The following is a 14,331-nucleotide window of genomic DNA, read 5'->3' on the forward strand; positions in this document are numbered from 1 at the left end:
GTGCACAAGGATTCCCGCCCTCGCGATGATACAAACGCCCCTCTCTGCCAGGCAAAGAGGGGCAAATCAGCAACGACTTATTCAGCGTCAGGCGTGGTCACCGCTGCAGCTTCTTCAGTCTGCGGCTTAGATTCTGTCGCTTCTTTGATGCTCAGACGTACGCGACCCTGGCGATCAACTTCCATCACCTTAACCGGCACTTCCTGACCCATCTGCAGGTAGTCAGTCACTTTCTCAACGCGCTTATCAGCGATTTGTGAAATGTGAACCAGACCTTCTTTACCGCCGCCGATGGCAACGAAGGCACCGAAATCAACGATACGGGTCACTTTACCACTGTAAATGCGGCCCACTTCGATTTCTGCAGTGATCTCTTCAATACGACGAATGGCTTCTTTCGCTTTCAGACCATCGGTCGCAGCGATTTTCACGGTGCCGTCATCTTCGATTTCAATCGTGGTGCCGGTCTCTTCAGTCAGTGCACGAATCACTGAGCCGCCTTTACCGATCACATCTTTGATCTTGTCAGAGCTGATTTTGATGGTGTAGATGCGCGGTGCAAATTCAGAAATCTCAGTACGCGGTGTGCTGATAGCCTGTTCCATTACGCCCAGAATGTGCAGACGCGCACCCTTGGCCTGGTTCAGGGCTTCCTGCATGATTTCACGCGTGATGCCTTCGATTTTGATGTCCATCTGCAGCGCGGTGATACCTTCACGGCTACCGGCTACCTTGAAGTCCATGTCGCCCAGATGATCTTCGTCGCCCAGGATATCAGACAGAACCACAAACTTCTCATCTTCTTTCACCAGACCCATCGCGATACCGGCAACGGCGGCTTTGATTGGCACACCTGCATCCATCAGCGCCAGTGAGGCACCACAGACAGAGGCCATTGAAGAGGAGCCGTTTGATTCGGTGATTTCAGACACGACGCGAACGGTGTAAGGGAAATCTTCCGCTTTAGGCATTACCGCTAACACACCGCGCTTCGCCAGACGACCGTGACCAATCTCACGACGCTTCGGCGAACCGACCATGCCGGTTTCACCGACAGAGTATGGAGGGAAGTTGTAATGGAACAGGAAGCTGTCGGTACGTTCGCCCATCAGCTCATCCAGGTTCTGCGCATCACGGGTAGTACCCAGCGTTGCCGTAACCAGTGCCTGCGTTTCACCACGGGTGAACAGTGATGAACCGTGAGTACGTGGCAATACGCCAGTACGCACGTCCAGACCGCGGATCATATCTTTTTCACGGCCATCGATACGTGGCTCGCCATTCAGGATGCGGGTACGAACAACGGTTTTTTCGAGGCTATGCACGATGTCGCCGATTTCTGAACCATCCAGCGTGTCATCTTCAGCCAGCAGCGCAGCAATGGTTTCGTCTTTGATGACGCCAACCTGCGCGTAACGCTCCTGCTTGTCAGTGATGCGGTAAGCATCACTGATGCGCGCTTCTGCCAGGGCAGCAACACGAGAAATCAGCGGGGTATTGGCGGCTTCTGGCTGCCAGTCCCAGCGCGGTTTGCCTGCTTCAGCAACCAGGGCATTGATGTTTTCGATAACGATCTGCTGCTGGTCATGGCCAAAGACCACGGCGCCCAGCATCTGCTCTTCTGACAGGATCTCAGCTTCAGATTCAACCATCAGAACGGCATTCTGCGTACCGGCAACAACCAGATCCAGACGAGACTGTTTCAGCTCATCTGCGGTTGGGTTCAGAACATATTGATCGTTGATGTAACCTACACGTGCAGAGCCAATCGGGCCATTGAACGGCAGACCAGAAAGCGCCAGTGCAGCAGAAGCACCGATCATCGCAACGATGTCTGGATGAACCTGTGGGTTGACAGACACCACGGTGGCAATAACCTGGACTTCGTTAACAAAGCCTTCCGGGAAAAGTGGACGAATCGGGCGGTCAATCAGACGCGAAATCAGGGTTTCGCCTTCGCTTGGACGGCCTTCACGACGGAAGAAGCTGCCTGGGATACGACCAGCAGCGTAAGTACGCTCCTGATAGTTCACGGTCAGTGGGAAGAAGTCCTGACCTGGTTTAGATTTTTTCTGACCTACAACAGTGACGAACACTGCAGTATCGTCCATGCTCACCATCACAGCGGCTGTCGCCTGGCGAGCCATCATGCCGGTTTCCAGCGTGACGGTATGTTGACCATATTGGAATTTGCGTACGATCGGATTCAGCAAAATCAAAGTCCTTAACTTCGGGGCAGGGCTATCTGTAGCCTGCCATTGATTACCAATCTTCAGCTGCATCCTCGCGACTAATGACAACCCTCGACCGCCCCTGCGGTAAAGCCTCTCATTAGCCGCGCGAAATTCTGCAAACTAAAGATCACACTAAGCAACAATACATCAGTTTGGCCCGGATTGCTGCCGATTGCTCGAAAAAAGGGGCCATAAAGGCCCCCTCTTCACGAAACTCGCACAAATCTGATCGTAAGCTGCACACAGTGCAAAAGTCCGCATAATGCCCCGACGATCAGATTCTTCAGACTTAGCGACGCAGACCGAGACTTTCGATCAGGCTGCTGTAGCGTGCAACGTCTTTACGCTTCAGGTAGTCCAGCAGCTTACGACGCTGTGATACCATGCGCAGCAGACCGCGGCGGCTGTGGTGGTCTTTTTTGTGCTCAGAGAAGTGACCCTGCAGATGGGTAATCTGCGCGGTCAACAGGGCAACCTGAACTTCAGTTGAACCGCTGTCGTTAGCACCACGGCCATATTTAGCAACGATCTCTGCTTTAGCTTCTACGCTTAGAGACATAATAAACTCCAGTAATAAATGAATGTATGGGTGCCGATCTCTAATTCAGCATCCCGCTTTAAAGCCGCGCTATTCTACTCTGCGCCTGATAGCAACGCAAATGCCCCATCAGCGAAAAGTGAACGCCTGGCTTAATCCTGATACTCAACCACTAAACGACGTGGCGCAAGACGGCCATCATCGGCAATTTCTGCCATACCGATAAACTTACGCGCTTCGCCTTCCGATACTCTGACCAGCCCCTGCGCAGGCGCGTTGCTGGCCTGTACCGGCTGTCCCTGACGGAAAAAATCTGCCACGGCGGGTGGGATATTCACTTCAGGGAAATCAGAGGCCGGGCTGTCCATCGGCAACAACAGCGGATCGAGCTGCGTTTCCAGTGGGGTGCCCGCTTCTGTGGCTTCCGCCAGCAGCGTGTTGAGCTGTTCCAGCGTCACCATCCGTTCATACGGATAACGGGCAACCTGTACACGTCGCAGCATGATGACATGCGCACCGCATCCCAGCTTTTCACCCAGGTCATCGATGATGGTACGGATATAGGTGCCTTTGGAGCAGTGAATTTCCAGCTCCAGCTCATTATCCTGCCAGCGAATAAATTGCAGCTCATAGACCGTGATGGGACGCGGTTCACGCTCAATCACAATGCCCTGACGCGCATATTCATACAGCGGACGACCCTGATGCTTCAGCGCCGAAAACATCGATGGCACCTGCAGCGTATCGCCGCGGAAGCTCTCAAGGGCGCTATCCAGATCGACCTGACTGAAGCTGACCAGACGCGTCTGCACGATATTGCCATCCGCATCTGACGTGTCAGTGCGCTCGCCCAGTCGGGCAATCACACGGTAGCGTTTGTCGGAATCGAGCAGATACTGCGAAAACTTGGTCGCTTCACCCAGGCAGATTGGCAACATGCCGGTGGCCAGTGGATCAAGCGCGCCGGTATGGCCTGCGCGATTAGCGTTAAAGATACGCTTCACTTTCTGCAGGACATCATTCGACGAAACGCCTTGTGGCTTATCCAGCAACAACACGCCATGGACGTCGCGACCGCGACGACGCGGACGACTCATTACGCCTCCTCGTCATCGCCGGTGGCATCCGGACCACGGCGCTCTGCATCGTTCTTAACGACGCTGGTGACGAGGTTAGACATGCGCATCCCTTCGACTAACGAGTTATCGTAGAAGAACGTCAGCTCAGGCACGATACGCAGACGCATCGCTTTGCCGAGCAGAATGCGAATGTAGCCTGACGCTTCTTTCAGCGCTTTCAGGCCATGCTTGATCGCATCTTCATCTTTGTCGTTGAGGAACGTAACGAACACTTTTGCGTAAGCAAGATCGCGTGACACTTCAACGCCGGATACGGTGACCATCATGCCAAGGCGCGGATCTTTAATCTCACGCTGCAGGATCATCGCGATCTCTTTTTGCAGCTCTTGTGACACGCGCTGCGGGCGACCAAATTCTTTCGCCATCATTATTTCTCCCAAATAATTCGGGAGGCCAGAGGCCTCCCAAATTGCAACACATCAGCAGTCTATTACTCGATGGTGCGTTTAATTTCGATGATTTCAAACACTTCGATCATATCGCCAACGCGAACGTCGTTGTAGTTCTTCACGCCGATACCGCACTCCATGCCGTTACGCACTTCGTTGACGTCATCTTTGAAGCGACGCAGAGATTCCAGCTCGCCTTCGTAAATCACCACGTTGTCACGCAGGACACGGATTGGATTGTGACGTTTGATGTTACCTTCCGTCACCATACAACCGGCAATCGCGCCAAACTTCGGTGATTTGAACACGTCGCGCACTGCAGCCAGACCAATAATCTGCTGTTTGTACTCTGGTGCCAGCATGCCGCTCATCGCTGCTTTAACTTCGTCAATCAGGTTATAGATGACAGAGTAGTAGCGCAGATCCAGGCTTTCTGCGTCAATGACGCGACGCGCAGAGGCATCGGCACGAACGTTGAAGCCAAGGAGGATGGCGTTAGAAGCAGCCGCCAGGGTTGCATCGGTTTCGGTAATCCCGCCCACGCCTGAACCCACAATCTTCACCTTCACTTCGTCGGTGGAGAGTTTCTGCAGGGAATCAGAGATGGCTTCCACAGAACCCTGAACGTCGGCTTTCAGAACGATATTCAGTTCAGACACTTCGCCTTCGGTCATGTTAGCAAACATGTTTTCGAGCTTAGATTTCTGCTGGCGAGCCAGTTTAACTTCGCGGAATTTGCCCTGACGGTAGAGCGCAACTTCACGTGCTTTCTTCTCGTCACGTACCACAGTCGCTTCATCACCTGCAGCCGGCACGCCGGACAGGCCCAGAATCTCAACCGGGATAGAAGGACCCGCTTCCATGACTTCGCGACCCAGTTCGTCACGCATTGCACGAACACGGCCATATTCGAAACCACAAAGAACGATGTCGCCTTTATTAAGCGTACCTTCACGAACCAGCACGGTAGCAACCGGACCACGACCTTTGTCGAGGAACGATTCAATCACCACGCCGCTCGCCATACCTTCACGGATAGCCGTCAGTTCCAGAACTTCTGCCTGCAGCAGGATTGCGTTTAACAGGTCGTCAATGCCGGTACCCGCTTTCGCAGAGACATTTACGAACATGTTTTCGCCGCCCCACTCTTCCGGAATGATTCCGTACTGAGTCAGTTCGTTTTTAACACGATCCGGATCCGCTTCTGGCTTATCGCACTTGTTCACGGCAACCACAACCGGCACTTTAGCGGCTTTGGCGTGTTGAATAGCTTCGACAGTCTGTGGCATCACGCCATCGTCTGCGGCAACCACCAGGATAACGATATCTGTCGCCTGTGCACCACGTGCACGCATCGCGGTAAACGCGGCGTGGCCCGGGGTATCCAGGAAGGTGACCATACCGTTGTCGGTTTCAACGTGGTAAGCACCAATGTGCTGTGTAATACCGCCCGCTTCGCCAGAGGCGATTTTAGTGGAACGGATATAGTCCAGCAGAGAGGTTTTACCGTGGTCGACGTGGCCCATGATGGTCACAACCGGCGCACGAGACTCCTGTGCCGCATCGGTATCACGATCGTCCATTACCGCTTCTTCCAGCTCATTCTCACGACGCAGGGTCACTTTGTGGCCCATTTCTTCGGCTACGAGCTGTGCAGTTTCCTGATCGATGACCTGGTTGATAGTCGCCATGGCGCCCATCTTCATCATCGCTTTGATGACCAGAGAACCTTTCACCGCCATTTTGTTCGCCAGTTCGGCTACGGTGATGGTTTCGCCGATCACAACATCGCGGTTAACGGCCTGCGCTGGCTTGTTGAAGCCCTGCTGCAGTGCGCTAGGTTTGCGATGCTTACCGCCTTTACCGCCACGAACCTGCGCACGCGCTTCTTCACGGTCAGTTTTGGCTTCGGAATGTTTGTTGCCTTTTTTCGCCGGACGCGCAGCTTTAGCAGTAGTACGCGCACGCGCACGGCCTGCTTCAACCTGACGGTCGTTTTCGTCTTCTGCCTGACGGGCATGGGTCGAAGTGGTGACGTGATAGTCGCCTTTATCCTCTTCTTCCGGTTTTTCCCATTCAGCTGATTTCTCTTCAGCCAGACGGCGGGCTTCTTCGGCTACGAGGCGGGCAGCCTCTTCAAGCTTACGGCGGGCTTCTTCTTCAGCTTTACGCTTCAGTTCAGCAGCTTCAGCTTCGCGACGGGCTTTGTCTGATTGCGCAGCCCTGGTCACTTCGTCGGTAGGTTGATTTGTCACTTTGTCATTTTCCGCTGCTGCACGTTTGGCCTTATCAGCGGCTTCGCGCCTGGCTTTATCTTCGGCTTCACGTTGCGCTTTCTGTTCAGCTTCGCGACGGGCTTTTTCTTCTGCCTCGCGTTGCGCCTGCTCTTCCGCTTCACGCTGCGCCTCGGCTTCAGCTTCTGCCTGAGCTTGCTCAGCCTCTGCATCACCCTTCACATAGGTACGCTTTTTGCGGACTTCGATTTGCACCGACTTACTTTTACCCCCGGTGCCTGGAATATTCAAGGTGCTGCGCGTTTTACGCTGCAGCGTCAGCTTAGCTGAACCGACCTGACCGTGTTCACGGTTCAGATGAGATAGTAAGGTTTCTTTCTCTTGCTGGGTCACCGCGTCATTTTCAGACTTAGGGATTCCCGCATCAGCAAATTGCTGTACCAGGCGATCGACCGGAGTCTGAATTTCTGCGGCCAGCGATTTTACGGTTACATCTGTCATGCTGTTCCTTCCTGTTATTACGCGTCATCGCCGAACCAGCAGATATTACGTGCGGCCATAATCAGCGCGCCGGCCTGTTCATCAGACATGCCTTCAATATCCGTCAGATCGTCAACACCTTGCTCAGCGAGATCTTCCAGCGTGCAAACGCCTTTTGACGCCAGGCGGAACGCCAGCGCACGATCGAGGCCTTCAAGATTCAGAAGATCCGCAGCGGGCTCCTGATTTCCAAGACTCTCTTCTTTCGCCAGTGCCAGGGTGGTTAACGCATTTTTTGCTCGTTCACGCAGGGCTTCAATGGTCTCTTCGTCGAGGCCGTCGACTTCCAGCAGCTCGTTGATTGGCACGTATGCCAGCTCTTCCAGCGAGGAGAAGCCCTCTTCCACCAGTACGGTGGCGAACTCTTCGTCGATGTCGAGATGTTTAGTGAACATATCGATCGCTGCATGCGCTTCAGCCTGATGCTTAGCCTGCAGATCATCGACGGTCATCACGTTCAGCTCCCAGCCACTCAGCTGCGAAGCGAGACGCACGTTTTGGCCGTTACGGCCGATCGCCTGAGCCAGATTGCCAGCTTCTACAGCGATATCCATGGTGTGATTATCTTCATCAACCACGATTGATGCCACATCGGCCGGAGCCATGGCGTTAATAACAAACTGCGCCGGGTTATCGTCCCACAGCACGATATCGATACGCTCGCCGCCCAGTTCACTGGAAACCGCCTGAACACGCGCGCCGCGCATGCCCACACAGGCACCCACCGGATCGATACGTTTGTCGTTGGTTTTGACTGCAATTTTAGCGCGGGAACCCGGATCACGGGCAGCGGCTTTAATTTCAATCAGTTCTTCGCCAATTTCTGGCACCTCAATGCGGAACAGTTCAATCAGCATTTCCGGTTTGGAACGCGTCACAAACAGCTGCGCGCCACGCGCTTCCGGACGTACAGAGTAGAGTACGCCACGAATACGGTCGCCTGGACGGAAGTTTTCACGCGGTAGCATATCTTCGCGCAGAATGACCGCTTCGGCATTGCTGCCTAAGTCGAGGGAAATGTTGTCGCGGTTAACTTTCTTCACCACACCGGTGATGATTTCGCCTTCCTGCTCACGGAACTGATCAACCACCATCGCGCGCTCAGCTTCGCGCACTTTTTGCACGATAACCTGCTTAGCGGTCTGGGTAGTGATACGGTCAAAGGTGACCGATTCAATCTGATCTTCGACATATTCGCCCAGATTGAATGCTTCATCTTCGAAGCGGGCCGCATCCAGCGTGATCTCGCGCGTCGGCTGTGTCACCTCTTCTACGATTTCCCAGCGGCGGAAAGTATCGAAATCGCCACTGCGGCGATCAATGCTGACGCGTACTTCAATTTCCTGCTCGTACTTTTTCTTGGTCGCAGTCGCCAGCGCGCTCTCCAGCGCTTCGAAGATTTTCTCACGCGGCAGGGCTTTTTCGTTAGAAACGGCTTCTACAACAGCTAAGATCTCTTTGTTCATCCTGGTTAGCCTCAATCCGGACTTTTAAAAGTGGGGGACCAGGTTCGCTTTCTGAATATTACTCAGCGCGAACACTTCATCGCTACCCTCAACGTGCACCGTGATCATCTCGCCATCAACTGACTTGATGGTTCCCTGCCATTTACGGCGGTTCTGAACGGCCATACGCAACACCAGACTCACTTCTTCACCCATAAAACGGGTGTAGTGTTCTGCGGTGAACAGAGGACGATCGAGTCCCGGTGAAGAGACTTCAAGGTTGTAAGGTACAGTAATCGGATCTTCAACATCCATTACCGCACTTACCTGGTGGCTGACATCGGCGCAATCATCGACATTGATGCCATCTTCACTATCAATATAGATGCGCAGGATAGATGTGCGACTACGAACGAATTCAATTCCAACCAGTTCGTAACCCAGCGCTTCTACGGGAGCCGATACCAACTCTGTCAATTTTTGCTCTAATGTGGACAAGCCCACCCCCAAGACATAAAAAAAGGGCCTATAGCCCAGTATTACGATTCGCTAATAACAAAAAACCCCGAATATTCGGGGCTTTTAGTCACTGGACCCTGTATGCCGCAACGCGGCCCGGACTCCATCCAAAGAATTTTCTTTCAAAAAATAGCCGTGAATGCGTCCGTCGATGCATACAGTATATTTGAAAAAGAACTCAAAGGGAAAGTGGTTGCGGGGGCCGGATTTGAACCGACGACCTTCGGGTTATGAGCCCGACGAGCTACCAGGCTGCTCCACCCCGCGTCCGAAAACGTGGCGAATAATACGCCAGACCTGCATAAAATGCAAGTGATACTACGATTTGGTACCGAGGACGGGACTTGAACCCGTAAGCCCAATCGGGCACTACCACCTCAAGGTAGCGTGTCTACCAATTCCACCACCACGGCACTGCACTGACCACAACGATTCGTTGTGCTGACGATCTTACTTAGGAATATCGCTGCCCGGTGTAACCGGTTGAGCTGGCTTTTCAGTCTGTTGAGAAGACTGCGCCGGCGCAGAAAGATTTTCCCACTCACTTCCTTTCGAGGCTTTATTGCTGTTCAGATTACCCAGAACCAGGCTGATGATGAAGAACAGTGCCGCTAGGATGCCAGTAGTACGGGTCATGAAATTACCTGAACCCGAAGAACCAAACACCGTACCGGATGCGCCTGCACCGAATGAGGCTCCCATATCAGCGCCTTTGCCTTGCTGCAGCATGATCATACCCACGAGGGCGATAGCTACAATAAGGAAAACAACTAAAAGAGCTTCGTACATATTCAACCTGTTCCTTGCACGATAATCGTACAGTTAAAGCTTCAACCAGTATTGATGGGGCGTCTCGTCATCACCCATCAGAAGCGGGTGTGAATACTAACCAAAGGCGCATATCTCTGCAAGTGCAATTTCTCTTACGCAAACTGATTGCAGAAAAAAGCGCCATCCCGGTGATTTTACAGGCGGTTCAGCATTCTGAGCACCGCCTTTAAGAGGTTTAAACCGCTTTGACCTGATCGGCAATACGATTAGCCAGTTCGGTGACCTGCGCCTCATTTTCGCCTTCGACCATCACACGAATTAGCGGCTCAGTGCCTGACTTACGCAACAGAACGCGTCCGCGACCCGCCAGCGCTTTTTCAACATCAGCGGTGACCGTTTTCACGGCGTCGTTTTGCAGCGGGTCATGCTCGCCCGCGAAGCGTACGTTGACCAGAACCTGCGGCAGCATCTTCATACCACTGCAGAGATCGTGCAGGCTCATGTGGTTACGCACCATCGCAGTGAGCACTTGCAAACTTGCAACGATACCGTCGCCAGTGGTGGTTTTATCCAGCAGGATCACATGACCGGAATTCTCCGCGCCGAGACGCCAGCCCTTCTCCTGCATCTTCTCCAGCACATAACGGTCACCGACTTTGGCACGGGTGAACGGAATGCCGAGCTGTTTCAGCGCTAATTCCAGGCCCATGTTGCTCATCAGCGTACCCACTACACCGCCGCGTAACTGTCCCTGACGCAGCGCTTCACGTGCAATGATGTAGAGGATCTGGTCGCCATCTACTTTGTCGCCCAGATGGTCAATCATCATGATGCGGTCGCCATCGCCGTCGTAAGCCAGACCAATATCGGCCTTCTCCGCCAGTACGCGCTGCTGCAGCAGTTTAAGATCGGTGGCACCGCACTCTTTGTTGATGTTCATGCCGTCTGGCTGGACACCGATTGCGATGACGGTTGCGCCCAGCTCGCGCAGGACATTCGGCGCAATGTGGTAAGTCGCACCATTGGCACAGTCGACCACAATTTTCAGGCCATTCAGATTGAGTTCACTGGGGAAAGTCCCCTTACAGAACTCAATGTAACGCCCCGCTGCATCAACAATGCGGCTGGCGCGGCCTAACTGGGCTGATTCAACACAGGTAATCGGCTTTTCCATCTCCAGCTCAATCGCTTCTTCCACGTCATCAGGCAGTTTGGTGCCTTCGGATGAGAAGAATTTAATGCCGTTATCGTCAAACGGATTGTGCGACGCTGAAATAACGATGCCCGCCTCTGCGCGGAAGGTACGGGTCAGATAGGCGATGGCGGGAGTCGGCATCGGACCGGTAAACGCAGCGGTCAGGCCCGCGGCGGCGAGGCCTGCTTCCAGCGCAGACTCCAGCATATAGCCCGAGATACGGGTATCTTTGCCGATAATGATCTTTTTCGAACCGTGACGCGCCAGTACTTTACCCGCGGCCCAGCCCAGCTTCAGGACGAAATCAGGCGTGATAGGTGTTTCACCGACTTTGCCGCGAATGCCATCTGTACCGAAATATTTACGATTACTCATGATGCTCCTTTTGCTCTTCGGGTCGCTTCGACCACGCGCATCGCTTCGGCCGTCTCTTTTACATCATGCGCGCGAATAATCTGCGCGCCCTGCATGGCAGCAATCACCGCGCAGCTCAGGCTGCCGGTTAAACGCTGTGACGGGCCAACATTTAACAACTGGCCAATCATCGATTTACGCGACATCCCCACCAGCAGCGGCAGACCAAAGTGGTGAAAATCGCTGAGATGAGCCAGCAGTTCATAATTGTGGCTGAGATTTTTACCGAAACCGAAGCCCGGGTCGAGTATCAGCTGCTCTTTTTTAATTCCCGCCGCTTCGCAGCGCGCAATCTGCTGAGCGAAGTAAGTGTCCACTTCGCTTAAGATGTTTTCGTAAACCGGTGCCTGCTGCATGGTGCGCGGTTCGCCCTGCATATGCATTAAACAGACAGGAAGTCCGGTAGCCGCTGCGGCTTCCAGCGCACCCGGCTCAGAGAGTGAGCGGACATCGTTAATGATGTGAGCACCCACTCGTGCGGCTTCCCTGATTACGTCGGCTTTAGAGGTGTCTACTGAAATCCACACTTCGAAACGCTGGGCAATGGCATCGATTACCGGAATGACCCGCTCCAGCTCCTCCTCCACACTCACTTCATCTGCGCCAGGACGGGTTGATTCACCGCCGACATCGATAATGGTTGCGCCTGCGTTGACCATCTCATTGGTATGCGTCAGCGCATCGACCAGCGCGTTATGTTTACCACCATCTGAAAAAGAGTCCGGCGTGACATTCAGAATGCCCATCACATGAGGAAAAGATAAATCGAGATGGGAATCACGGGCAAACAACTTCATGGTGAAAACTCCTTGCTGATCAATATCTGGATGTAAAAAACCCCGGACCAGCCGGGGTTTTGTCTGACAATGATGCGTCTTATTTGTTGTACTGCTCTGACATGGTATTGCCTGGGTTCGGCGTACGCGGTTCATCAACCGGACGTGGCGCTTTTGGCGTACCGTTGCTGTCTGAGTTGCTGCCTGGATCTTCCCAGCCCGCAGGCGGACGCACTTCGCGGCGTGCCATCAGGTCGTCGATCTGCGGTGCATCAATGGTTTCATACTTCATCAGCGCGTCTTTCATGGCGTGAAGAATGTCCATGTTCTCACCCAGAATGCGGCGGGCACGCTGGTAGTTGCTGTCGATCAGGTGTTTAACTTCCTGGTCAATGATGCGGGCTGTTTCATCAGACATATGTTTCGCTTTCGCGACAGAACGTCCAAGGAATACTTCACCCTCTTCTTCTGCATACAGCAACGGACCCAGTTTTTCAGAGAAGCCCCACTGCGTCACCATGTTACGTGCCAGATTAGTCGCGACTTTAATGTCGTTGGACGCACCGGTAGAAACATGTTCCACACCGTAGATGATCTCTTCTGCCAGACGACCACCGTACAGCGTTGAGATCTGGCTTTCCAGTTTCTGACGGCTGGCGCTAATCGCGTCGCCTTCAGGCAGGAAGAAGGTCACACCCAGCGCACGGCCGCGCGGGATAATCGTAACTTTATGCACCGGATCATGCTCTGGCACCAGGCGGCCAATAATGGCGTGGCCCGCTTCGTGGTAAGCCGTTGACTCTTTCTGCGCTTCCGTCATCACCATGGAGCGACGTTCCGCACCCATCATAATTTTGTCTTTCGCTTTCTCGAACTCAACCATCGACACCACGCGCTTGTTTGAACGAGCGGCGAACAGCGCAGCTTCGTTCACCAGGTTGGCCAGATCGGCACCTGAGAAGCCTGGCGTACCACGTGCAATGATTGCGGCATCAATGTCGGTTGCCAGTGGCACACGACGCATATGCACTTTCAGGATCTGCTCACGACCACGTACGTCTGGCAGACCGACCACAACCTGACGGTCAAAGCGGCCTGGACGCAGCAGCGCAGGGTCCAGTACGTCAGGACGGTTAGTCGCGGCGATAACGATAATACCTTCGTTACCTTCGAAACCATCCATCTCAACCAGCATCTGGTTCAGCGTCTGCTCACGTTCATCATGACCACCGCCTAAACCGGCACCACGCTGACGACCCACAGCATCGATCTCATCGATAAAGATGATGCACGGAGCGGCTTTCTTGGCCTGTTCGAACATGTCGCGCACACGGGATGCACCGACACCGACAAACATTTCCACAAAGTCAGAACCGGAGATAGTGAAGAAAGGCACCTTGGCTTCACCGGCAATCGCTTTTGCCAGCAGGGTTTTACCGGTACCCGGCGGGCCCACCATCAGAACGCCTTTTGGAATTTTACCGCCCAGCTTCTGGAAACGGCTCGGCTCGCGCAGATATTCCACCAGCTCAGCCACCTCGTCTTTCGCTTCGTCACAACCTGCTACATCGGCGAAAGTGGTTTTAATCTGGTCCTCCGTCAACATGCGGGCTTTGCTTTTGCCGAAGGACATCGCGCCCTTACCGCCGCCGCCCTGCATCTGACGCATAAAGAAGATCCACACACCGATCAGCAGCAGCATCGGGAACCACGAAATGAAGATGGAAGCCAGCAGGCTTGGCTCTTCCGGCGGTTCGCCAACCACTTTGACGTTTTTGGTCAAGAGGTTATCAAGCAACTTGGGATCGTTGACAGGAATGTAGGTCGTGTATTTATTGCTGTCTTTTTTAATGACGTTAATTTCACGCCCGTTAATACGTGCCTCGCGGACCTGATCCTGGTTCACTTCCGACAGGAAGGTTGAATAATCAACCCGACGGCCATTTGACTCGCTGGGCCCAAAGCTCTGGAATACTGACATCAGCACGACCGCGATGACTAACCAGAGAATCAGGTTTTTCGCCATGTCACTCAAGGGATTAACCTCATATTACATCGGTGTTAACAGATAGCGTAGGGTACTATAGATCCTGCATACATGGAATCGCAGCAAAGCTGCGGACGTCTCCAGCAATTT

11 protein-coding genes and 2 tRNA genes are annotated in these 14,331 nt (G+C 53.6%); all 13 read right to left on the reverse strand.

The features are described from left to right. Nucleotides 1-77 precede the first annotated feature (77 nt). The 13 genes from pnp to ftsH all read right to left on the reverse strand — a co-directional run bounded on the left by pnp (nt 78) and on the right by ftsH (nt 14,220). A complete protein-coding gene (gene pnp / locus K6R05_RS16535; RefSeq protein ID WP_222924682.1) occupies nt 78-2,213 on the reverse strand; it encodes a polyribonucleotide nucleotidyltransferase in 2,136 nt (711 codons plus the stop codon). A gap of 310 nt (nt 2,214-2,523) precedes the next feature. After that, nucleotides 2,524-2,793, reverse strand: coding sequence for a 30S ribosomal protein S15 (gene rpsO, locus K6R05_RS16540; RefSeq protein ID WP_003851063.1), 270 nt, complete (start codon nt 2,791-2,793; stop codon nt 2,524-2,526). 131 nt (nt 2,794-2,924) lie between these two features. Beyond that, nucleotides 2,925-3,869, reverse strand: coding sequence for a tRNA pseudouridine(55) synthase TruB (truB, locus tag K6R05_RS16545; RefSeq protein ID WP_161731842.1), 945 nt, complete (start codon nt 3,867-3,869; stop codon nt 2,925-2,927). Further along, complete coding sequence (gene rbfA, locus K6R05_RS16550; RefSeq protein ID WP_033731320.1) at nt 3,869-4,276, reverse strand: 30S ribosome-binding factor RbfA; 408 nt, start codon at nt 4,274-4,276, stop codon at nt 3,869-3,871. The genes truB and rbfA overlap by 1 nt, the downstream gene beginning before the upstream one ends. Before the next feature lie 65 nt (nt 4,277-4,341). Continuing rightward, nucleotides 4,342-7,035 (reverse strand): translation initiation factor IF-2, encoded by a 2,694-nt coding sequence (infB, locus tag K6R05_RS16555; RefSeq protein ID WP_161731840.1) that lies wholly within the window; start codon nt 7,033-7,035, stop codon nt 4,342-4,344. Nucleotides 7,036-7,052: 17 nt separating this feature from the next. Beyond that, nucleotides 7,053-8,540 (reverse strand): transcription termination factor NusA, encoded by a 1,488-nt coding sequence (nusA, locus tag K6R05_RS16560; RefSeq protein ID WP_061061455.1) that lies wholly within the window; start codon nt 8,538-8,540, stop codon nt 7,053-7,055. Nucleotides 8,541-8,564: 24 nt separating this feature from the next. Continuing rightward, nucleotides 8,565-9,017, reverse strand: coding sequence for a ribosome maturation factor RimP (gene rimP, locus K6R05_RS16565; protein WP_010251795.1), 453 nt, complete (start codon nt 9,015-9,017; stop codon nt 8,565-8,567). Between the two features lie 211 nt (nt 9,018-9,228). Continuing rightward, nucleotides 9,229-9,305 (reverse strand) — tRNA-Met (locus K6R05_RS16570). 59 nt (nt 9,306-9,364) lie between these two features. Continuing rightward, nucleotides 9,365-9,451 (reverse strand) — tRNA-Leu (locus K6R05_RS16575). 37 nt (nt 9,452-9,488) lie between these two features. After that, nucleotides 9,489-9,827 carry a preprotein translocase subunit SecG gene (secG, locus tag K6R05_RS16580; protein WP_003851074.1) on the reverse strand — a complete coding sequence of 113 codons (339 nt, stop codon included), beginning with the start codon at nt 9,825-9,827 and terminating at the stop codon, nt 9,489-9,491. A gap of 217 nt (nt 9,828-10,044) precedes the next feature. Further along, the gene (glmM, locus tag K6R05_RS16585; protein WP_161731838.1) at nt 10,045-11,379 is read right to left on the reverse strand and encodes a phosphoglucosamine mutase; all 1,335 of its coding nucleotides are present in this window, start codon (nt 11,377-11,379) and stop codon (nt 10,045-10,047) included. Continuing rightward, a complete protein-coding gene (gene folP, locus K6R05_RS16590; protein WP_033731317.1) occupies nt 11,376-12,215 on the reverse strand; it encodes a dihydropteroate synthase in 840 nt (279 codons plus the stop codon). Before folP ends, glmM begins: the two co-directional genes overlap by 4 nt. A 79-nt stretch (nt 12,216-12,294) precedes the next feature. Continuing rightward, nucleotides 12,295-14,220 (reverse strand): ATP-dependent zinc metalloprotease FtsH, encoded by a 1,926-nt coding sequence (gene ftsH / locus K6R05_RS16595; RefSeq protein ID WP_161731836.1) that lies wholly within the window; start codon nt 14,218-14,220, stop codon nt 12,295-12,297. Between the last annotated feature and the right edge of the window lie 111 nt (nt 14,221-14,331).

Origin of the sequence: Pantoea alfalfae (genome assembly GCF_019880205.1) — a bacterium.
Classification (GTDB): domain Bacteria; phylum Pseudomonadota; class Gammaproteobacteria; order Enterobacterales; family Enterobacteriaceae; genus Pantoea; species Pantoea alfalfae.

Bases quoted from the DNA above. Each gene is read 5' to 3' on its own strand.
- rpsO (WP_003851063.1), bottom strand. From the start codon at position 2,793: ATGTCTCTAAGCGTAGAAGCTAAAGCAGAGATCGTTGCTAAATATGGC.
- truB (WP_161731842.1), bottom strand. From the start codon at position 3,869: ATGAGTCGTCCGCGTCGTCGCGGTCGCGACGTCCATGGCGTGTTGTTG.
- rbfA (WP_033731320.1), bottom strand. From the start codon at position 4,276: ATGGCGAAAGAATTTGGTCGCCCGCAGCGCGTGTCACAAGAGCTGCAA.
- infB (WP_161731840.1), bottom strand. From the start codon at position 7,035: ATGACAGATGTAACCGTAAAATCGCTGGCCGCAGAAATTCAGACTCCG.
- nusA (WP_061061455.1), bottom strand. From the start codon at position 8,540: ATGAACAAAGAGATCTTAGCTGTTGTAGAAGCCGTTTCTAACGAAAAA.
- secG (WP_003851074.1), bottom strand. From the start codon at position 9,827: ATGTACGAAGCTCTTTTAGTTGTTTTCCTTATTGTAGCTATCGCCCTC.
- glmM (WP_161731838.1), bottom strand. From the start codon at position 11,379: ATGAGTAATCGTAAATATTTCGGTACAGATGGCATTCGCGGCAAAGTC.
- folP (WP_033731317.1), bottom strand. From the start codon at position 12,215: ATGAAGTTGTTTGCCCGTGATTCCCATCTCGATTTATCTTTTCCTCAT.
- ftsH (WP_161731836.1), bottom strand. From the start codon at position 14,220: ATGGCGAAAAACCTGATTCTCTGGTTAGTCATCGCGGTCGTGCTGATG.